20 protein-coding genes and 1 tRNA gene are annotated in these 19459 nt (G+C 75.3%); 16 read left to right on the forward strand and 5 right to left on the reverse strand.

What is annotated here, in order from left to right; translation table 11 throughout:
* Nucleotides 1-130: 130 nt before the first annotated feature.
* Nucleotides 131-3037 (forward strand): type I DNA topoisomerase, encoded by a 2907-nt coding sequence (gene topA, locus GCU56_RS22040; RefSeq protein WP_345772008.1) that lies wholly within the window; start codon nt 131-133, stop codon nt 3035-3037.
* A gap of 8 nt (nt 3038-3045) precedes the next feature.
* Nucleotides 3046-3810, forward strand: coding sequence for a class I SAM-dependent methyltransferase (locus GCU56_RS22045; protein WP_345772009.1), 765 nt, complete (start codon nt 3046-3048; stop codon nt 3808-3810).
* Here the strand turns inward: GCU56_RS22045 and GCU56_RS22050 are convergent.
* The 3 genes from GCU56_RS22050 to GCU56_RS22060 are packed head-to-tail and all read right to left on the reverse strand — an operon-like array spanning nt 3797 to nt 5430.
* A complete protein-coding gene (locus GCU56_RS22050) occupies nt 3797-4129 on the reverse strand; it encodes a transcriptional regulator (protein WP_345772010.1) in 333 nt (110 codons plus the stop codon). The two genes, GCU56_RS22045 and GCU56_RS22050, sit on opposite strands and share 14 nt — an antisense overlap.
* A complete protein-coding gene (locus GCU56_RS22055) occupies nt 4126-4557 on the reverse strand; it encodes a hypothetical protein (protein WP_163484347.1) in 432 nt (143 codons plus the stop codon). Before GCU56_RS22055 ends, GCU56_RS22050 begins: the two co-directional genes overlap by 4 nt.
* Nucleotides 4558-4611: 54 nt before the next feature.
* Nucleotides 4612-5430 carry a trans-aconitate 2-methyltransferase gene (locus GCU56_RS22060; RefSeq protein WP_163484349.1) on the reverse strand — a complete coding sequence of 273 codons (819 nt, stop codon included), beginning with the start codon at nt 5428-5430 and terminating at the stop codon, nt 4612-4614.
* A gap of 187 nt (nt 5431-5617) precedes the next feature.
* On the opposite strand from GCU56_RS22060, the gene tmk reads away from it, so the two are divergent.
* From tmk to GCU56_RS22080, 4 genes are all read left to right on the forward strand, one after another.
* Nucleotides 5618-6238 carry a dTMP kinase gene (gene tmk, locus GCU56_RS22065; protein ID WP_275586022.1) on the forward strand — a complete coding sequence of 207 codons (621 nt, stop codon included), beginning with the start codon at nt 5618-5620 and terminating at the stop codon, nt 6236-6238.
* Nucleotides 6235-7413: a DNA polymerase III subunit delta' gene (locus tag GCU56_RS22070; RefSeq protein WP_163484351.1), complete on the forward strand. Its 1179-nt coding sequence runs from the start codon at nt 6235-6237 to the stop codon at nt 7411-7413. Before tmk ends, GCU56_RS22070 begins: the two co-directional genes overlap by 4 nt.
* A gap of 93 nt (nt 7414-7506) precedes the next feature.
* Nucleotides 7507-7579, forward strand: a tRNA-Thr gene (locus tag GCU56_RS22075).
* A gap of 71 nt (nt 7580-7650) precedes the next feature.
* Entirely contained in the window at nt 7651-8991 is a 1341-nt protein-coding gene (locus GCU56_RS22080; protein ID WP_163484353.1) for a bifunctional adenosylcobinamide kinase/adenosylcobinamide-phosphate guanylyltransferase, read from the forward strand.
* A 148-nt stretch (nt 8992-9139) separates the two neighbouring features.
* On the opposite strand, the gene GCU56_RS22085 is transcribed toward GCU56_RS22080, so the two are convergent.
* A complete protein-coding gene (locus GCU56_RS22085; protein ID WP_345772011.1) occupies nt 9140-9631 on the reverse strand; it encodes an inorganic diphosphatase in 492 nt (163 codons plus the stop codon).
* 8 nt (nt 9632-9639) lie between these two features.
* Here GCU56_RS22085 and dacB point away from each other — a divergent pair, with 8 nt between their 5' ends.
* The 10 genes from dacB to GCU56_RS22135 all read left to right on the forward strand — a co-directional run bounded on the left by dacB (nt 9640) and on the right by GCU56_RS22135 (nt 19020).
* A complete protein-coding gene (dacB, locus tag GCU56_RS22090) occupies nt 9640-11109 on the forward strand; it encodes a D-alanyl-D-alanine carboxypeptidase/D-alanyl-D-alanine endopeptidase (protein ID WP_163484355.1) in 1470 nt (489 codons plus the stop codon).
* A 4-nt stretch (nt 11110-11113) separates the two neighbouring features.
* Nucleotides 11114-12196, forward strand: coding sequence for a zinc-dependent metalloprotease (locus tag GCU56_RS22095; RefSeq protein ID WP_204332642.1), 1083 nt, complete (start codon nt 11114-11116; stop codon nt 12194-12196).
* A gap of 8 nt (nt 12197-12204) precedes the next feature.
* Nucleotides 12205-13230 carry a tRNA lysidine(34) synthetase TilS gene (gene tilS / locus GCU56_RS22100; protein WP_163484358.1) on the forward strand — a complete coding sequence of 342 codons (1026 nt, stop codon included), beginning with the start codon at nt 12205-12207 and terminating at the stop codon, nt 13228-13230.
* Nucleotides 13227-13811, forward strand: coding sequence for a hypoxanthine phosphoribosyltransferase (hpt, locus tag GCU56_RS22105; RefSeq protein ID WP_163484360.1), 585 nt, complete (start codon nt 13227-13229; stop codon nt 13809-13811). Before tilS ends, hpt begins: the two co-directional genes overlap by 4 nt.
* Before the next feature lie 265 nt (nt 13812-14076).
* A complete protein-coding gene (ftsH, locus tag GCU56_RS22110) occupies nt 14077-16071 on the forward strand; it encodes an ATP-dependent zinc metalloprotease FtsH (RefSeq protein ID WP_163484362.1) in 1995 nt (664 codons plus the stop codon).
* Complete coding sequence (gene folE / locus GCU56_RS22115) at nt 16068-16688, forward strand: GTP cyclohydrolase I FolE (RefSeq protein WP_440588760.1); 621 nt, start codon at nt 16068-16070, stop codon at nt 16686-16688. The genes ftsH and folE overlap by 4 nt, the downstream gene beginning before the upstream one ends.
* Nucleotides 16685-17530 carry a dihydropteroate synthase gene (folP, locus tag GCU56_RS22120; protein ID WP_345772012.1) on the forward strand — a complete coding sequence of 282 codons (846 nt, stop codon included), beginning with the start codon at nt 16685-16687 and terminating at the stop codon, nt 17528-17530. Before folE ends, folP begins: the two co-directional genes overlap by 4 nt.
* Nucleotides 17527-17982 carry a dihydroneopterin aldolase gene (gene folB / locus GCU56_RS22125; RefSeq protein ID WP_163484364.1) on the forward strand — a complete coding sequence of 152 codons (456 nt, stop codon included), beginning with the start codon at nt 17527-17529 and terminating at the stop codon, nt 17980-17982. Before folP ends, folB begins: the two co-directional genes overlap by 4 nt.
* On the forward strand, nt 17979-18485 hold the full coding sequence (gene folK, locus GCU56_RS22130; RefSeq protein ID WP_163484366.1) for a 2-amino-4-hydroxy-6-hydroxymethyldihydropteridine diphosphokinase: 507 nt from the start codon (nt 17979-17981) through the stop codon (nt 18483-18485). The genes folB and folK overlap by 4 nt, the downstream gene beginning before the upstream one ends.
* Nucleotides 18486-18513: 28 nt before the next feature.
* Nucleotides 18514-19020 carry a DUF3180 family protein gene (locus tag GCU56_RS22135; protein ID WP_163484368.1) on the forward strand — a complete coding sequence of 169 codons (507 nt, stop codon included), beginning with the start codon at nt 18514-18516 and terminating at the stop codon, nt 19018-19020.
* A gap of 38 nt (nt 19021-19058) precedes the next feature.
* On the opposite strand, the gene GCU56_RS22140 is transcribed toward GCU56_RS22135, so the two are convergent.
* Nucleotides 19059-19459: hypothetical protein (locus tag GCU56_RS22140; RefSeq protein ID WP_163484370.1), on the reverse strand; the 401-nt coding region annotated here is incomplete at its 5' end.

Here is a 19459-nt window from a genome sequence, read left to right on the forward strand (position 1 = left end):
GTGGCTCGCCGCTGGGCTCTCCGTCGGTGTCGTGGCCTACCGTGGCGTCGCGGAGGGCGTACGCGCAGCAACCGCGTCGCCCGGCGCCGGACCGCCGGCGCCCGTACCGAGCAGCACCGACAGGAGCACCGTGGCCCCCACGAAGACCGCTGACGACGGCAGCACGACCGCAGGCCGGACGGCCGGCGGCACGAGCACGCCCACCCGCCGCCGGACCGCCGCCGCGGGCGCAGGGCGCCCGCTGGTCATCGTGGAGTCCCCCACCAAGGCGGGGAAGATCGCCGGTTACCTGGGCAGCGGCTACGTCGTCGAGGCCAGCGTCGGGCACATCCGGGACCTGCCCCGCAATGCCGCGGACGTGCCGGCCGAGCACAAGGGCGCCGCCTGGGCCCGGCTCGGCGTCGACGTCGACAACTCCTTCGAGCCCCTCTACGTGGTCAGCCCCGACCGCAAGCAGCAGGTCAGCCGGCTCAAGCAGCTGGTGAAGGACGCCAGCGAGGTCTACCTCGCGACAGACGAGGACCGCGAGGGCGAGGCGATCGCCTGGCACCTGGTCGACACCCTCAAGCCGCGGGTCCCGGTCCGCCGCATGGTGTTCCACGAGATCACCCCCGAGGCGATCGCCCGGGCCGTGGCCAACCCCCGTGAGCTGGACACCGCCCTCGTCGACGCCCAGGAGACCCGGCGCATCCTCGACCGCCTCTACGGCTACGAGGTCAGCCCGGTGCTGTGGAAGAAGGTGCTGCCCAAGCTCTCCGCCGGCCGCGTGCAGTCGGTGGCCACCCGCATCGTGGTGGAGCGGGAGCGCGAGCGGATGGCGTTCACGTCCGCCGACTACTGGTCGCTGGAGGGCACCTTCGCGGTGACCGAGCAGCGCGGCGCCACCGACGAGGGCGAGCCCACCACGCTGCGCGCCCGCCTGGTCAGCGTGGACGACAGCCGGGTCGCGACCGGCCGTGACTTCGACCCGGCCACCGGCCGGGTCAGCGGCGAGGTCGTGCACCTGGACGAGGCCGGGGCCCGCGGGCTGGCCGCCCGGCTGCGCGGCCGGCAGGTCGCCGTCACCCGGGTCGACGAGAAGCCCTACCGGCGTCGTCCCTACGCCCCCTTCACCACCTCGACCCTGCAGATGGAGGCCGGGCGCAAGCTCGGCTGGTCCTCGGCCCAGGTCATGCGGGTGGCCCAGCGGCTGTACGAGAACGGCCACATCACCTACATGCGGACCGACTCGACCAACCTGTCGAACGAGGCGATCAACGCCGCCCGCACCCAGGCGCGCGAGCTCTACGGCGACGCGTTCGTCCCGGCCGAGGCCCGCCGATACAAGAGCAAGGCCAAGGGCGCCCAGGAGGCGCACGAGGCGATCCGCCCCGCCGGGGACAGCTTCCGCACGCCCGGCCAGCTCGCCGGTCAGCTGGCCCGTGACGAGTTCCGCCTGTACGAGCTGATCTGGCAGCGCACCGTCGCCTCCCAGATGGCCGACGCGGTGGGGCAGACGGTGAGCATCCGGCTGGCCGGTCGCAGCACCACCGACGAGGCGGTCGAGTTCACCGCCAGCGGCCGGACCATCACCTTCCCCGGCTTCCTCCGCGCCTACGTCGAGTCCCGGGACGAGGGAGCGGCCCCCGACGACGACCACGGCAGCGACGACGCCGAGCGCCGGCTGCCCCGGGTCGAGCGGGGTCAGCAGCTGGACACCCGGGAGCTCGAGGCCAAGGGCCACTCCACGACCCCGCCGTCCCGGTACACCGAGCCGAGCCTGATCGCGCGGCTCGAGGAGCTCGGCATCGGCCGCCCGTCGACGTACACGTCGATCATGCAGACCATCCAGGACCGCGGATACGTCTGGAAGAAGGGCGCCGCGCTGGTGCCCTCCTTCGTCGCCTTCGCGGTGGTCAACCTGCTCGAGCAGCACTTCGCCCAGCTCGTCGACTACGACTTCACCGCCTCGCTGGAGAGCGAGCTCGACGAGATCGCCAACGGGGACCTGCAGCGGGTCGACTGGCTCACCGAGTTCTACTTCGGCGGCGAGGGCCGGCACGCCGGTGGCATCGCCAAGTCCGGCGGCCTCAAGCAGGTCGTCGGCCAGCGCCTGGAGGAGATCGACGCCCGGGGGGTCAACTCCATCCCGCTGCGCGCCACGGGCCCGGGCGGCGAGCCGATCGTGGTCCGGGTCGGCCGCTACGGCCCCTACCTCCAGGTCGACGGCGACGACGGCGCCCGGGTGAGCCTCCCGGAGGACCTCGGCCCGGACGAGCTGACCCAGCAGAAGGTCGAGGAGCTGCTGGCCGCGCCCTCGGGTGACCGGGAGCTCGGCACCGATCCCGACTCCGGTGCGCCCGTCGTGGTCAAGGCCGGCCGCTACGGGCCCTACGTGACGACCGTCGTCCCCGAGGGCAGCAAGGAGTCCCCGCGCACGGCGAGCCTGTTCTCCTCGATGTCGCCGGAGACGGTGACGCTGGACGACGCGCTGAAGCTGCTCACGCTGCCGCGCACCGTCGGGGCGGCGCCGGACGGCGAGGAGATCCAGGCGCTCAACGGTCGCTACGGCCCCTACATCAAGAAGGGCACCGACTCCCGGAGCCTGGAGAGCGAGGACCGGCTGTTCACGGTCACGCTCGACGAGGCGCTGGCGATCTTCGCCCAGCCGAAGCAGCGCGGCCGCCGGGCGGCCGCGGCACCGCTCAAGGAGCTGGGCGCCGACCCGGTCAGCGAGGGCCAGGTCACCGTGCGGGAGGGCCGATTCGGCCCCTACGTCACCGACGGCGAGACCAACGCCAGCCTCCGCAAGGGCGACGACGTCGAGACGATCACCCTCGAGCGGGCCGCCGAGCTGCTGGCCGACCGGCGGGCCCGGCCGACGACGAAGAAGGCCACCAAGAAGAAGGCCCCGGCGAAGACGGCGACGAAGGCGACCCCCGCCAAGGCGGCCGCGAAGAAGGCGGCGGCCAAGAAGGCGCCCGCGAAGAAGGCGACGGCGACGAAGGCCGCGGCGCGGGGGACCGCGGCCGGCACCGACGCCGTCCCCGCCGGCTGAGGTCCGCCGTGGCGACCGGCTCGCTGGACCCGGCGACCTGGGACGCGCGGCGGACGTCCTTCGGGGCGGTCGCGGCGGGCTACGCCGCGCTGCGACCGGGCTACCCGGCCGACGCGGTGACCTTCCTGCTGGGGGAGCGGCCCCGGCGGGTCGCCGACGTCGGGGCGGGCACCGGGTTGCTCACCGGCGTCCTGGTCGCCGCCGGTCACGACGTCGTCGCCGTCGACCCCGTCGAGGAGATGCTCGACCAGCTGCGGGCCGCGTACCCGGACGTGTCGGCGGCCGTCGGCGGCGCGGAGGCCCTGCCGCTGCCCGACGCCGCCGTCGACGCGGTCGTCGCCGGCCAGGCGGCCCACTGGTTCCGGCCGGCGGCGGCGGCGGCCGAGATGCGCCGTGTCCTGCGCCCGGGCGGCGTGGTCGGGCTGGTGTGGAACACCCGCGACGAGCAGGTGCCGTGGGTCGGGGCGCTCGGCGAGGTCCTGGCCGCGGAGTCCCGGGACCACGAGGCCGACCAGGCCGTGGTCGAGGACTTCGCCCGCGAGCTGGACGCCGACGTCGAGCGGTTCGGCTCGGGCGTCGTCCAGCGACTGGCACCGGAGGACGTGGTGCAGGGGATCGCCACGCGCAGCTACGTCGCCACGATGGACGACGCCCGGCGGGCGGAGTTCCTCGGGCGGGTACGGGAGCTGCTGGCCGGCCATCCCGACACCCGCGGCCGCGACCTGCTGGACCTGCCCTACCGCACCGACGCCTACCGGCTCACTCCGCGCTGACCGGCGGCAGTGCGCCGTCGGCGATCGTCCGCAGCGCCGCCACGTGCGCCGCGAACGCCGCCCGGCCCCGGTTCGACAGCCGCAGCCACGTCCGCGGCCGCTTGCCGACGTAGCCCTTGCGCACCTCGACGTAGCCGGCCTTCTCCAGCGCGCTCACCGTCTTCGACAGCAGCGAGTCGCTGACCTGCACCCCGTCGCGGACGAAGCCGAACTCCGCCTCCTCGGCCGCGGCCAGGGTGGCCATCACCGAGAAACGGACCGGCGCGTGGATGGCCTCGTCCAGACCGTGCCGCGGGTGCTCACCGGAGGGATCGCTCACCGCGGCAGCTCCCGCCAGGCGCCAACTAGGCCCGGCACCGCCACCAGCAGCGCCAGCGGCACCCAGAAGGCCGCGCGGTGTGCCAGGCCCGGCGCCGTCGTGCCCACCGCCAGGCCGACCGCGAACACCGCGGCCCAGGCGCCCATCGCCAGGCCGAAGCGGCGGCTGAAGCCGTACCGGGTCGACCGCCGGCCGATGACCAGCACCAGGACCGCGCCGAGGACGGCGGCACCGAAGACGACCGCCGCGGCGAGCACGCCGCGGTCCCCGTCGGCGACCGGCTGGGCCAGGAACAGCCCCGCGCTGGCGCAGCCGAGGACGGCGAGGAAGCCGGCGGGCTGGGATCCGGCGTCCCGCCGGACCCGGGCGTCGGCGTCCGCGGCCCGCGCGAGCAGGGCGGCGGCGGTCGATGGGGTCGGAGTGCTCATGGCGTCCCTTCCTCGGAAGTCAGGGGAGCACCTTGGCAACTACTTTCCTGACCGTCAAGTACTTGCCGTATCGGGCACCCGTCCCACCGCGAACACCCGCCGGAAGGGCAGCAGGGTCGTGCCGTCGGGTCGCGGGGGGTAGGCCGCCCGCAGCGCGGCGGCGTAGGCGTCGCTGAGCTCGGCGGCGTCGGCGTCCCCGAGCCGGCCGAGCACCGGCCGCAGCACCGTGCTGCGCACCCACTCCAGCACCGGGTCCGTGCCGCGCAGGACGTGCAGGTACGTCGTCTCCCAGGCGTCGACGCCCAACCCGGCTCCGGTGAGCACGTCCAGGTAGCCGGCCGGGTCGAGGACCGCGTCCGCCGGCGGGGCGGCACCGCCCAGCAGCGCGGCCCAGCGCGGGGACCGGCACAGGTCGGCCAGCAACCGGTGCGTCGGCGCGCGGGAGTTCCCCGGCACCTGCAGCGCGAGCGTGCCGCCGGGCGCGAGCTGCCCGGCCCACCGTCGCAGCAGGTCCGCGTGGCCGGGCACCCAGTGCAGGACGGCGTTGGTGACCAGGACGTCGACGGGCGCGCCGGGCGTCCAGTCGCGCAGGTCGCCGGCGACGAAGTCCACCCGCCCGGGGACGGCGTGGGCGGCCGCCGCGGCGAGCATCTGCGGCGAGGAGTCCACGCCGGTCACCCGGGCACCGGGCCAGCGGGCGGCGAGCGACGCGGTGAGGGCACCCTCGCCGCAGCCGAGGTCGACGACGACCCGGGGTGCGGGGGCGTCGACGCGGGCCAGCAGGTCGGTGAACGGTCGCGCCCGCTCTCCGGCGAACCGCAGGTAGCCGGCCGGGTCCCAGGCACCGGGCGCCACCCGGGAGGAGCTCGTCACGCGGCCCGACCCTAGGGGTCGGCGCCGTCCGGGGACCGTCGGTGCAGCCCGGTACCGTGGCGACCGCCCAGGGCCCGCAACGCCCGCAACTCCTGACCTCCCGGGGGCCGAGATCACCGCGTCCGTCGACGGCCCGGCCGACCGGCTCGCCCTGCCCGTCCCGGCTGACGGTCCCCCCCGGTCCGGCCTGTTCGTCGCCTTCGAGGGTGGCGAGGGCGCCGGGAAGTCCACCCAGGTCCGGCTGCTGCAGGAGTGGCTCGCCGCCGAGGGGCACGCCGCGCGGGCGACGCTCGAGCCGGGGGGCACGCCGGTCGGGGCCGCCGTCCGCGCGATCGTGCTGGACCGGGCGCACACCGGGCTCGCGTCGCGGGCCGAGGCGCTGCTCTACGCCGCCGACCGGGCCCAGCACGCGCACGCGGTGCTGCGCCCGGCGCTGGCGGCCGGCGAGGTCGTCATCACCGACCGCTACATCGACAGCTCACTGGCCTACCAGGGCGCGGGCCGCACCATCCCGCTCGACGACGTCGCCACGATCTCGGGCTGGGCCACCGAGGGTCTCCGGCCCCACCTCACGGTGCTGCTCGACGTCCCGCCCGAGACGGGCCTGGCCCGTGCCCGCGGGCGCGCCGAGGCCGACCGGCTGGAGTCGGAGTCCCTGGAGTTCCACCAGCGCGTGCGGGCGACCTTCCGGACGCTCGCCGGGACCGACCCCGGCCGCTACCTCGTCCTCGACGCCACCCGCCCGGTCGACGAGCTGGCCGCCGCGGTGCGCGCCCGGGTCGGGCCCCTGCTGCCGGTGCGCTCGTGACCGGGGACGGCGTCTGGGCGCAGGTAGTCGGCCAGCCGGCGGTCGTCGCCGAGCTGCGGGCCGCGGTCGCGGACCCGGCGGCCATGACCCACGCCTGGCTGTTCACCGGTCCGCCCGGGTCCGGCCGGTCGGTGGCCGCCCGGGCCTTCGCCGCCGCGCTGCAGTGCCCCGACGGCGGGGACGGCACCTGCCACGCCTGTCGCACGGTGCTGGCCGGCACCCACGCCGACGTGCACGTCGTGGTCCCCGACGGCCTGTCGATCGGCGCCCTGGAGGCCCGCGAGCTGGTGCGGGTCGCCGGCCGGGCGCCCTCTCAGGGCCGCTGGCAGGTGATCCTGGTCGAGGACGCCGACCGGATGACCGAGCAGGCGGCCAACGCCGTGCTCAAGATGATCGAGGAGCCGCCCGCGCGCACCGTGGTCATGCTCTGCGCGCCGAGCCTGCACCCCGACGACGTCCCGGTCACCATCCGCTCCCGCTGCCGCGTGGTGGGCCTGCGCACGCCGCCGGTCGACGCGGTGGCCGACGTCCTGGTGCGGCGGGACGGCGTCGACCCGGCGCTGGCCGCGTGGTCGGCGGCGGCCTCGGGCGGCCACGTGGGGCGGGCCCGGCGCCTGGCGCAGGACGAGGACGCCCGGCTGACCCGCAAGGCGGTGCTCGACGTCCCGCTGTCGCTGGTCTCCCTCGCCGCCTGCCTCAACGCCGCCGACGACCTGGTCGGAGCGGCGAAGGAGGAGGCCGACGAGGCGACCTCCGCCCTCGACGGCGCGGAGACCGAGGCGGTCAAGGCCAGCCTGGGCGTCGGGGCGCGTGGTCCGGGCGTCGCGGCGGCGAGCCGGGGGGCCGGGGTGCTCAAGGAGCTGGAGCGCAAGCAGAAGTCGCGGGCCACCCGGCTGGGTCGCGACTCCCTCGACCGGGCCCTGGTCGACCTCGCCGCGCTCTACCGGGACGCCCTCGTGCTCGCCGTCCAGCGGGCGGCCGGTGGCGGCGAGCCCCCGACGCTCGCCCATCCCGACCGGCGCACCGACGCCGAGGAGCTCGCCGCGCGGATCGGCCCGGAGGGCGCGCTGCGGCGCATCGACGCGGTGCTCGCCTGCCGGGTCGCGCTGGAGCAGAACGTGAAGCCGCAGATCGCCCTCGAGGCGCTCACCGTGGCGCTCCGGCTCCCGGCCTGAACGACGGGCCCGTCTCCCCAGCCCCCGCAGGCTCGGGGCGGTGCCCTGCCGGAGGGCCGTGCCACGGTGTCGTAGGCTGTGCCCCGCACGCCCGCCGCCTTAGCTCAGTCGGTAGAGCATCTCACTCGTAATGAGAAGGTCGTCGGTTCGATTCCGACAGGCGGCTCTCCTCTCCACAGCGGCTCCGCCTCCGGGTGGGGCCGTTCTGGCGTCCGCGGAAGGAGCACCCCGCCGGTCATGGAGGTGCTGCTGCTGGGCACCGGGTCGGCCGACGGCTGGCCCAACGCCTTCTGCCGGTGTGCCTCCTGCAGCCGGCAGCTCGCCGACGGGGTGCTGCGCACGCCCACCTCCGCCCTGGTCGACGACGTCCTGCTGCTCGACTGCGGACCCGAGACGCCCCGGTCGGCCCTGCGCGCCGGGCGGCGGCTGGACCGGCTCGAGGCCGTGCTGCTCACCCACGCCCATCCCGACCACAGCGCACCCATGGCCCTCCTGGCGCGCAGCTGGGCGGACCGCACCGAACCGCTGCTGCTGGCCGGGCCCGCGGCGGTCCTGGACGACTGGCGGCCCTGGGTCGGTCCCGACGCCCGGGTGCGGTGGCAGCCGGTGACGCCCGGGGACCGGTTCTCGATCGGCCGGTACGCGGTCGAGGCGTTGGCCGCCGACCACGACGAGCCGGCCGTGCTGTGGCTGGTCACCGACGGCGAGGGACGGCGGCTGCTCTACGCGACAGACACCGGGCCCCTGCCGGCGGGCACCGTCGCGGCGCTCACCGGCCGCCGGCTGGACCTGCTGCTGCTGGAGGACACCTTCGGGGACTCGGCGACGCACGGCACCCGCCACCTCGACCTTCGGTCCTTCGCCGCGGAGACCGCCCGCCTCCGCCGGGCCGGCGCCCTCGACGACGACAGCCGCGTGGTCGCCGTCCACCTCAGCCACCACAACCCGCCGGAGGAGGAGCTCGGCCGGCGCCTCGCGGAGCTCGGCGCGTCCGCCGGCCGGGACGGGGAGGTGGTGCTGTCCGGGGCCGGCCAGCGGCGGACGCCGGCGCACCGCACCCTCGTCCTCGGCGGCGCGCGCTCCGGCAAGTCGACGGCCGCCGAGCGCCTCCTGGCCGCCGAGCCGGACGTCACCTACGTCGCCACCGGGCGCCCGCCGGACGACGCCGATGCGGACTGGGCGCAGCGCGTCCGCCACCACCGGGAACGGCGGCCGGCGACCTGGCGCACGCTCGAGACCACCGACCTCGCCCGGGCCCTCGACGAGGCCCGCGGCCCGGTGCTCGTCGACTGCCTCGGCACCTGGCTCACCGCCGTCCTCACCGACGCCGGCGCGTGGGACGACGTCGCCAGGTGGGAGGAGCGCGCGCAGCGGCAGGTGGACGAGCTGCTGCGGGCCTGGCGGTCGGTCGACGTCCCGGTGGTCGCGGTGAGCAACGAGGTCGGCTCGGGCGTCGTCCCGGCACACCGGTCGGGCGGGGTCTTCCGGGACTGGCTCGGGCGGCTCAACCAGGCGGTCGCCGCGGCCAGCGAGCGTTCGCTGCTGCTGGTCGCCGGCCGGGTGGTCGAGCTGCCCTGAGCCCGGCGCCGGACACGCCGACGGCGGTGCACCCGGTGGGGGTGCACCGCCGTCGACGTCCGTCGTGCGCTCGGGCGAGGGGCCGAGGTGGCCACCCCTCAGGGGCCCGCGCCGAGCGTGCGCGGCGTGGGGGAGGGGTGGTCCTCCTTCAGTGGTGGTCCTCGTCCTTGGCGCGCTGGATCGAGGCGTGGATCTCCGCCTCGGCATCGTCGCGGCCGACCCACTCGGCGCCCTCGACCGACTTGCCCGGCTCGAGGTCCTTGTAGGTCTCGAAGAAGTGCTGGATCTCCAGCCGGTCGAACTCGGAGACGTCGGTGATGTCCTGGAAGTGGGCCATCCGCGGATCGGTCGCCGGAACGGTGAGGACCTTGTCGTCCCCGCCCTTCTCGTCGGTCATCCGGAACATGCCGATGGCCCGGCAGGTGATGAGGCAGCCGGGGAAGGTCGGCTCCTCCAGGAGGACCAGGGCGTCGAGCGGGTCGCCGTCCTGGCCGAGGGTGTTCTCGATGTACCCGTAGTCCGCCGGATAGCGGGTTGAGGTGAAGAGCATCCGGTCCAAGCGGATGCGTCCGGTGGCGTGGTCCAGCTCGTACTTGTTCCGCTGGCCCTTCGGGATCTCTACCGTCACGTCGAACTGCACGGGTCGTAGTGTGGCCCACTGGATCCCGGCCGACCGCCGGAGGTCGTTCCAGGGGGTGCACCATCGCGTCGAGCGGGCCGGCGACCGTCACGCCGAAGTACTCGCGGCTGCGTCGCCGGCTGCTGCTCGCCACGCTCGTCGTGGTCCTCGCGGTGGCCGCCGGCGTCTGGTTCCTCGTCGCGCCCGGCACCGACGACGCCGCGCCCGACCCGGCCGCCCCCGAGGCCCGCTTGCCGGAGGTGGCCGCCGCATCCCCCGCGCTCGCCGCGCTGACCACCTCGGCCCCGGTGCCCGACGGGGACCTGCTCGCCGACGAGCTGTCGCCGCTGCTGGGCGTCCCCGCCCTCGGCCCCGGCGTCTCCGCCGAGGTCGTCGACGTGGCGACCGGTGAGACCCTCCTCGACCAGGACGCCGGGTCGCCGTCGGTCCCCGCCTCCACCGCCAAGCTGCTCACCGCCGTCGCGGCGCTCACCACGCTGGGCCCGGGGACGACCTTCGAGACGACGGTGGTCGCCGGCAGCACGCCGGGCGAGGTGGTGCTCGTCGGCGGCGGCGACCCGACCCTGTCGCGGACCGAGCCGTCGCAGACCTACCCCGGCGCGGCCACCGTCGCCGACCTCGCGGGGCAGGTGCGCTCGGCGCTGCCGCCCGGCGCGCCGGTGAGCCGGGTCGTGGTCGACAGTTCCCTGTTCACCGGCCCGCTGACCGCCTCCGGCTGGGGTCCGGGGGATGCGCCGTCCACCTACGCCGCCCCGGTGACCGCCACCGCCGTCGACGGCGCGCGGGTCCGGCCGGGGGAGAACCCGCGCAGCGGCCAGCCGGGACTGGACGCCGGAGCCGCCCTCGCCGACGCCCTCGGCGTGCCGAGGGCGACGGTCGCCCTCGGCACGGCCCCCGCCGGCGCGCAGACCCTGGGCACCGTGTCGTCGGCTCCGGTCGCCCGGCTGGTGGAGCAGGCGCTGTCGCAGTCGGACAACCTGCTCGCCGAGTCGCTGGCCCGGCACGTGGCTCTGGCCCGCGACCTGCCCGCCACGTTCGAGGGCTCGGCGACGGCGGTGACCGACGCGCTCGCCGACGCCGGGCTCGACGTCACCGGCGTCGCCCTGTCGGACGCCAGCGGTCTGTCCCTGGAGGACCGGGTGCCCGTGGCGCTGCTCGCCGACCTGCTCACCGCCGCCGCCGACGGGAGCCTGGAGGACGGTTCCGCCGTCCTCTCCGGGTTGGCCGTCGCCGGCTACGACGGCACCCTGGCCGATCGCGGCGACGACGACCCGGCGACCGCGCCGGGCACCGTCCGCGCCAAGACCGGCACCCTGCTGGGCGTGCACGCCCTCGCCGGCACCGTCGTCACCGTCGACGGGCGGCTGCTGGTCTTCGCGCTGGTCGCCGACGGTGCGCCGGCCAACGGCGCGGCGGCCGAGGACGCCCTGGACGAGGTCGCGGCCGCGCTGGCCGGTTGCGGCTGCCGCGTACCGTGAGGCGATGAGCAGCCCTTCCTCGATGGTCGACTGGGAGCTCGCCGGGCGCACCGCCCGCCGGCTGGTCGGCCCCGGCCCGCAGACCACCCGCGAGGAGGCCGCCGCCGTCGTCCGCGAGCTGCACGAGGCGGCCGCCACCGCCGTCGCGCACGTCGAGGACCTGACCGGCCTGCGCGCCCTGCCCGGCGGCCCCGTCCCCGAGATCGCCGTCGTCGACCGCCCCGGCTGGGTCGACGTCAACACCGCCGGCATGGCCGCGCTGCTCGACCCGCTGGTCGACGCGCTGGCTGCCAAGCAGGACTCCCGCCCCGGCCCCCTGGCCATGGCGATCGGCTCCCGGGCCACCGGGGTGCAGGCCGGCGGCGTGCTGGCCTTCCTGTCCTCCCGGGTGCTCGGCCAGTACGAGGTCTTCGGCAGCGGCGGCCGGCTGCTGCTGGTCGCCCCGAACATCGTCGACGCCGAGCGCCGCCTGGGCGTCGACCCGAGCGACTTCCGGCTGTGGGTGTGCCTGCACGAGGTGACCCACCAGCTGCAGTTCACCGCCGTCCCCTGGCTGCGCGGGCACCTCGAGGCCCAGATCGGCGAGTTCGTCGAGGCCACCGACCTCACCCCCGAGGTGCTGCGGGAGCGGCTGCGCGACGTGCTGCACAGCATCGGCGACGCCGTCCGCGGCGGCGACGAGGACGACGGCGGGCTGCTGGCGCTCATCCGCGACCCCCGGCAGAAGGCCGTGCTGGACCGCGTCACCGCGGTCATGAGCCTCGTCGAGGGGCACGCCGAGTTCGTCATGGACGGCGTCGGCCCCGACGTCGTGCCGTCGGTGAAGACGCTGCGCAAGCGGTTCGCCCAGCGGCGCAAGGGCCGCGGCCCGCTCGACCGCGTGCTGCGCCGGCTGCTGGGCCTGGAGCAGAAGATGAAGCAGTACGCCGACGGCCGGCACTTCGTCGGCGGCGTGGTCGACCTCGTCGGCATGGAGGGCTTCAACCGGGTGTGGTCGGGACCGGAGACGCTCCCGCGCATCGAGGAGCTCACCGAGCCGGCCCGCTGGGTCGAACGGGTGCACGGCCGCCCCGCCATCCCCGCCTGAGGACGACGGTGGCCGGTCCGCCGCGGGCCGTCGCCGTGCTGCGGCACGCCGTCCGGTCCGGGCTCCGGCGGTCGGGCCGGCCGGTCCTGGCGGCGTGCAGCGGGGGGGCGGACTCCGTGGCCCTGGCCGCGGCGCTGGCCTTCGAGGCCCGGGACGCCGGCGTCCGGGTCGGTGGCGTGACCGTCGACCACGGCCTGCAGCCCGGCTCGGCCGACCGGGCCACCGCCACGGCCGACCTGCTGCGGGGGTTGGGCCTGGACCCGGTCGAGGTGCTGCGGGCCGAGGTGCGCCGCGAGGGCGGTCCGGAAGGGGCGGCCCGGGCCGCCCGCCACGCGGTGCTGGCCGAGGCCGCCACCGCGGCCGGCGCCCGCGTCGCGCTCGGCCACACCCTCGACGACCAGGCCGAGACGGTGCTCCTGGGACTGGGCCGTGGCTCCGGACCCCGCAGCGTGGCCGGCATGGTCGAGCACCGGGACGTCGGCGGGGTGACCTGGTGGCGGCCGCTGCTCGGCGTCCGGCGCGAGACGGCCCGCCGCGCCTGTGCCGACCAGGGCCTGCCCGTGTGGGACGACCCGTGGAACTCCGACCCCGCCTACCAGCGGGTGCGGCTGCGCACCGAGGTGCTGCCGCTGCTCGAGGGGGTGCTCGGCGGCGGTGTCGCGCCGGCGCTGGCCCGCACCGCCGCGATGCTCCGCGAGGACCTCGACGCCCTGGACGCGCTGGCCGCCCGGGAGCGCACCCGGCTCGCCGGGGCCGACGGACTGCCCGCCGCCGAGCTGGCGGGCCTCCCGGCCGCCCTGCGCCGGCGGGTGCTCCGCAGCTGGCTGTCCGACGCCGGCGTGCCCGATCTGCAGGCCGTCCACCTGGCGGCCGCCGACGCGCTGCTCACCCGCTGGCGCGGGCAGGGCCGGGTCGACCTACCGGGCGGCTCGGGCGTGCTCCGGACGTCTGGCAGGCTGGTGCTCCTGCCCCCCGACGAGCGGTCCCCGCGTCCCGGGGGCGCACCCCACAGCCCCGAGGAGCCTTCCGCGTGAGTCAGCCCGCCACCGATCACGGAGAGCTCGGCAACCACCACGGGTACGGCCCCGACATCGACCACGTGCTGCTCAGCGAGGAGCAGATCCGGGAGAAGATCGAGGAGCTCGCAGCCCAGATCGCGGTCGACTACGCGGGCAAGGAGGTCCTCCTCGTCGGCGTCCTCAAGGGCGCGGTGCTGTTCATGAGCGACTTCGCCCGGGCGCTGCGGCTGCCCACCCAGATGGAGTTCATGGCCGTGTCGTCCTACGGCTCGGCGACCAGCTCCTCGGGTGTCGTCCGCATCCTCAAGGACCTCGACCGCGACATCAGCGACCGCCACGTGCTGGTCATCGAGGACATCATCGACTCCGGGCTGACGCTGTCCTGGCTGCTGAAGAACCTCGGCGGACGGCGTCCCGCGTCCCTCGAGGTCTGCGCCCTGCTCCGCAAGCCCGACGCGGTCAAGGTCGACGTGCCGGTCCGCTACGTCGGCTTCGACATCCCCAACGAGTTCGTCGTCGGCTACGGACTCGACTACGCCGAGCGCTACCGCGACCTGCCCTACATCGCGACGCTCAAGCCCGAGGTGTACCAGTGACACCGTCGACCTCCCGGTCGACACCGCGGCCTGGAGCCGTCCCCCGCGCGCTCTGAGCGCTGGGTCCAGGACGGACACCCGGCCGGGGGATCTCCGGGTACCTCGCTGCTTCCGCACAGCTGTCACACAGGGTCTCCGGTGTACCGTCGCCTGCAACGACGCCTCCGAGCGCCGGGGTGCCCGCCCGGGTCGCAGGGAGCGTCCCCCGGACGATCAGGAGGGTGGACGGGCCAGGCCGGAGCCCCCGGCCGCCCGGCATCGGTGTATGGAACGCAAGAAGATCTTCCGGTCCGTGTGGTTCTGGGTCGTCCTCGTCGTCCTCCTGGCGTTGGCGCTCTCCTCCCTGTTCCGCGGCAACGGCGGCTTCACTGAGGTCTCCACCGCGACCGCGATCGAGCAGATCACCGACGGCAACGTCGACTCGGTCACGATCAACGACAAGGAACAGACGCTCGAGCTGGACCTGAGCAACCCGGTCGAGGGCAGCGACAAGATCATCGCTTCCTTCCCGCTGGGCGCCTCCGACGACGTCTTCGACCTCGTGTCGGGCCTCGGTGACGGCAACGGCGACGGCGTCGACTTCGACACCAACGTCACGCAGGACAGCGTCCTGGTCAGCATCCTGATCAGCTTCCTGCCGTTCGTGATCCTGCTGCTCCTCCTGTTCTGGCTGTTCAACTCCATGCAGGGTGGCGGCCGGGGCGTCATGGCCTTCGGCAAGTCCAAGGCCAAGCAGGTCACCAAGGACACCCCCAAGACGACGTTCGCCGACGTCGCGGGCGCCGACGAGGCGATCGAGGAACTGCAGGAGATCAAGGACTTCCTCGCCAACCCGGTGAAGTTCCAGGCCGTCGGCGCGAAGATCCCCAAGGGCGTGCTGCTGTTCGGCCCGCCCGGCACCGGCAAGACCCTGCTGGCCCGCGCCGTCGCCGGTGAGGCCGCCGTGCCGTTCTTCTCCATCTCCGGCTCGGACTTCGTCGAGATGTTCGTCGGCGTCGGGGCCAGCCGTGTCCGCGACCTGTTCGAGCAGGCGAAGCAGAACGCGCCGGCGATCATCTTCGTCGACGAGATCGACGCCGTCGGCCGGCACCGCGGGGCCGGCATGGGCGGCGGCCACGACGAGCGCGAGCAGACGCTCAACCAGATGCTCGTCGAGATGGACGGCTTCGACGTCAAGGGCGGCGTCATCATGATCGCCGCGACCAACCGGCCGGACATCCTCGACCCGGCGCTGCTGCGCCCGGGCCGCTTCGACCGGCAGATCGCCGTCGACCGGCCCGACCTGCTCGGCCGCAAGGCGATCCTCAGCGTGCACGCCAAGGGCAAGCCGCTCGCGCCCGACGTCGACCTCGAGACCGTGGCCCGCCGGACGCCGGGGTTCACCGGCGCCGACCTGGCCAACGTGCTCAACGAGGGCGCGCTGCTCACCGCGCGCAACAACGGCTCGGTCATCACCGACGAGACGCTGGAGGAGGCGATCGACCGGGTCATCGCCGGTCCCGAGCGCAAGACGCGGGCGATGAGCGAGAAGGAGAAGAAGGTCACCGCCTACCACGAGGGAGGGCACGCCCTCGTGGCGCACGCGCTGCCCAACCTGGACCCGGTGCACAAGGTGACGATCCTGCCGCGCGGTCGCTCGCTCGGGCACACGCTCGTGCTGCCGACCGAGGACAAGTACACCCAGACCCGCTCGGAGATGATCGACACCCTGGCCTACGCGCTGGGCGGCCGGGCGGCCGAGGAGCTGGTGTTCCACGAGCCGACGACCGGTGCCGGCAACGACATCGAGAAGGCCACCGCGATGGCCCGGGCGATGGTCACCCAGTACGGCATGAGCGCCAAGCTCGGCGCGGTGAAGTACGGCAGCAACGACGCCGAGCCGTTCATGGGCCGGGACATGCACTCCCGCCCGGACTACTCCGAGGCCGTCGCCGCCGACATCGACGCCGAGATCCGGGCGCTGATCGAGGCCGCGCACGACGAGGCGTGGGAGATCCTGGTGGAGTACCGCGCCGTCCTCGACCAGCTCGTGCTCGAGTTGATCGAGCGGGAGACCCTGTCCAAGGAGGACATGGCCCGGATCTGCGCGCCGGTCATCAAGCGGCCCTCGCTCGCGCCCTACAACGGCTTCGGCAAGCGGACGCCGTCGGACCAGCCGCCGGTGCTCACCCCGTCGGAGCTGGCCGTCGCCAACGGCAACGGGCACGTCGGCGAGGGCGCGACCGCGGTCAGCGTGGCGAAGACCCCCTCGCAGCAGTGAGCGAGCTCCCGGCCGAGCCGGCCGACAACCTGCTGACCGTGCCCCGACGGGGGGTCGACGAGGCCCGCGCCGCGGCCGCCGTCCGGGAGCTGCTGCTCGCAGTGGGGGAGGACCCCGACCGCCCGGGGCTGCGGGACACCCCGAACCGGGTGGCCCGGGCCTACGCGGAGACCTTCGCCGGTCTCTGGCAGGACCCCTCGACGATCCTCGCGACCACCTTCGACGAGGACCACGACGAGATGGTGCTGGTCAAGGACATCCCGATGTACTCGACCTGCGAACACCACCTGGTGCCCTTCCACGGGGTCGCGCACGTCGGGTACATCCCCGGGGCCGACGGCAAGGTGACCGGGCTGTCCAAGCTGGCCCGGCTCGTGGAGGTCTACGCCCGTCGCCCGCAGGTGCAGGAGCGGATGACCAGCCAGATCGCCGACGCGCTCGACGGGGTCCTCATGCCCCGGGGCGTGCTGGTCGTCATCGAGGCCGAGCACCTGTGCATGGCCATGCGCGGCATCCGCAAGCCCGGCGCCACCACGGTCACCTCCGCCGTGCGCGGCATCTTCCGGGTCAACGCGGCGACCCGCAGCGAGGCCATGAGCCTCGTGCTGGGACGGTGAGCGCGCTCGTCCGCCCCGGCCGGTGCGTGGTGATGGGCGTCCTCAACGTCACGCCCGACTCCTTCTCCGACGGCGGGTGCTTCGCCGACCCCGCGTCGGCGATCGCCCACGGCCTGGCGATGCACGCGGCCGGTGCCGACTACGTCGACGTCGGCGGGGAGTCCACCCGCCCGGGCGCCGACCGGGTGGACGCCGCCGCGGAGTGCCGGCGGGTGGTGCCGGTCGTCGCCGAGCTGGCCGCCGCGGGCGTGCGGGTCAGCGTCGACACGACACGGGCGGAGGTCGCCGAGGCGGCCCTGGGGGCCGGCGCGGTGCTGGTGAACGACGTCAGCGGCGGGCTGGCCGACGCCGGCATGGCCCGGCTGGTGGCCGACGCGGGGGTGCCCTGGGTGCTCATGCACTGGCGCGGGCACAGCCGCGAGATGTACGCGGCGGCGCGCTACGGCGACGTGGTCACCGAGGTCTGCGCCGAGCTCACCGCCCGCGTGGAGGACGTCGTCGCGGCGGGTGTCGCCCCCGAACAGCTGGTGCTCGACCCCGGACTGGGCTTCGCCAAGCGGGCCGAGCACAACTGGCGGCTGATGGCCCAGCTGCCCCGGGTGGTGGCGCTGGGCCTGCCGGTGCTGGTCGGCGCGTCCCGCAAGACCTTCCTCGGCCGCCTGCTGGCCGACGCCGAGGACGCCGTGCGTCCGGCCGAGCAGCGCGACGCCGCCACGCTGGCGACCACGGTGCTCTCGGCCGAGGCGGGGGCGTGGGGGGTGCGGGTGCACGACGCGGCGTCCTCGGTCGACGCCGTCCGGACCGTGGCCGCCGTCCGGGCGGCCCGGCGGGAGCCCTCGTGACCGAGCGCCGCGCGCCGGACCGGATCGCCGTCCGTGGGCTGACCGCGCACGCCCACCACGGGGTCTACGCGTTCGAGCGGGAGCAGGGGCAGACCTTCCGGGTCGACGCCGTCCTCGAGCTCGACACCATCCCGGCCGCGGCCGGTGACGACCTCGAGCGGACCGTCAACTACGCCGAGCTCGCCCAGCGGCTGCACGCCGTGCTGACCGGGGAACCGGTCGACCTGCTGGAGACCCTGGCGCAGCGGCTGGTCGACGTCTGCCTGGCCGACCCGCTGGTGGACGCCGTCGAGATCACCGTGCACAAGCCGGAGGCCGACCTCGGCGTGGTGTTCGACGACGTCACGGTCACGATCCGGCGAGAGAGGGACCCGTCCCTCCCCGCGACTCGTGAACTCGCCGCGGGCCACGGGGACGGGGCGACAGGCGGCGGGCGACGAGGTACCCCGTGAGCCGCGCGGTCCTGTCGCTGGGCGCCAACCTGGGTGACCGGGCTGCCGCGCTGCGGGGCGCCATCACCGCGCTCGCGGCCGACGGCGTGCTCGTGGCCCGCTCCACCCTGTACGAGACGCCGCCCTGGGGTCCCGTGGAGCAGCCGCCCTACCTCAACGCCGTCGTCGTGGTCCGCGGTCCCGTCGACGCCGCCGGGTGGCTGGCCCGCGCGCACGAGCTCGAGGAGGCCGCCGGTCGCACCCGGGAGGTGCGCTGGGGTGCCCGCACCCTCGACGTCGACGTCGTCACGGTCACCGGGGACGACGGGCAGCCGGTGCTGTCCGCAGACCCCGAGCTCACGCTCCCGCACCCCCGGGCGCACGAGCGGGCGTTCGTCCTCGTGCCCTGGCTGACGCTGGACCCGGGGGCCGCGCTGCCCGGGCACGGGCGGGTGGCCGACCTCGTGGCGGCGCTGCCGGCCGGCGACGTCGCCGCCGTGGTCCGCTGGGACCACCTCCGGTGAGAGCGACCGCCGGCCCGCGGAGCGCGTCGTGACACCGGTGCGCCGGCGGGATCTCGCCGTCCTCGCCGCGGGGCTGGCGGTGGCGGCCTGGCTGGTGGTGCGGGCGACCTACGGCGACCTCCCGGCGCTGCGCTGGTGGCTGCCGGTGCCGCTGGGCGTCCTGGCCGTCGGCGAGCTGCTCGGTGCCCGCACGCTGGGCGCCCGGCTGGCCGCCCAGCGGGACCGCCGCCCGCCGGCCGAGCGGGGGAGCGCCCCGGTGCGCCCGGTGGAGCCGATGCTGGTAGCCCGGCTGGCCGTCCTGGCGCAGGCCAGCGCGTACGTCGGCGCGGTGTTCGTCGGCCTCTGGGTGGGGGTGCTGGCGCACGTGGCGCCGGCGGTGTCCCGGCTGCAGGCGGCCGGCGGGGACACCGTGACCGCCGTGATCGGGGTGGTGTGCGCCGCCGCGCTGGTGGGTGCGGCGCTGTGGCTGGAGTCGGTCTGCCGGGTCCCCCCGGAGTCCGGCGGCGACGGCCCGGAGACCGGCGTCCGCGCCTGATCGGCGGGCCGACCGGGCGGGAACCGGCCGGCCGACGGTCAGTGGGCGTACTCGTCGGGCCGCAGGTACATGACCAGCGCCATCGCCGGCAGCATCAGCACGTGCCCCCAGGTCATGAGGGTGTGCTCGCCGACGGCCCCGGTCCAGTAGGGCACCAGCAGCGCGGCGAACGGCAGGTACATCGCCGCCGACATCTCGGCGATGCTCCGCCACGAGTGGCCGCGGAACCGCATCCAGGCCCCCATGCCGATCGCCATGTTGGTCGCCATCACGAGGACCCCCACCTCGGGCCGGGCGGTCAGGCCGGGCCAGACGAGGTCCTCGACCGGGCCCAGCACGAGCATCCCGGCCAGCATCGCCACGACCATCTCGAGGTAGTGCCGGACGAAGTGCCGTGCCCGGGAGCCGGAGGCGGGTGCGGGCCGGTCGGCGGGGGTGT

The sequence above is a fragment of the Geodermatophilus sabuli genome (assembly GCF_010686765.1).
GTDB classification, from domain to species: Bacteria; Actinomycetota; Actinomycetes; order Mycobacteriales; family Geodermatophilaceae; genus Geodermatophilus; species Geodermatophilus sabuli_A.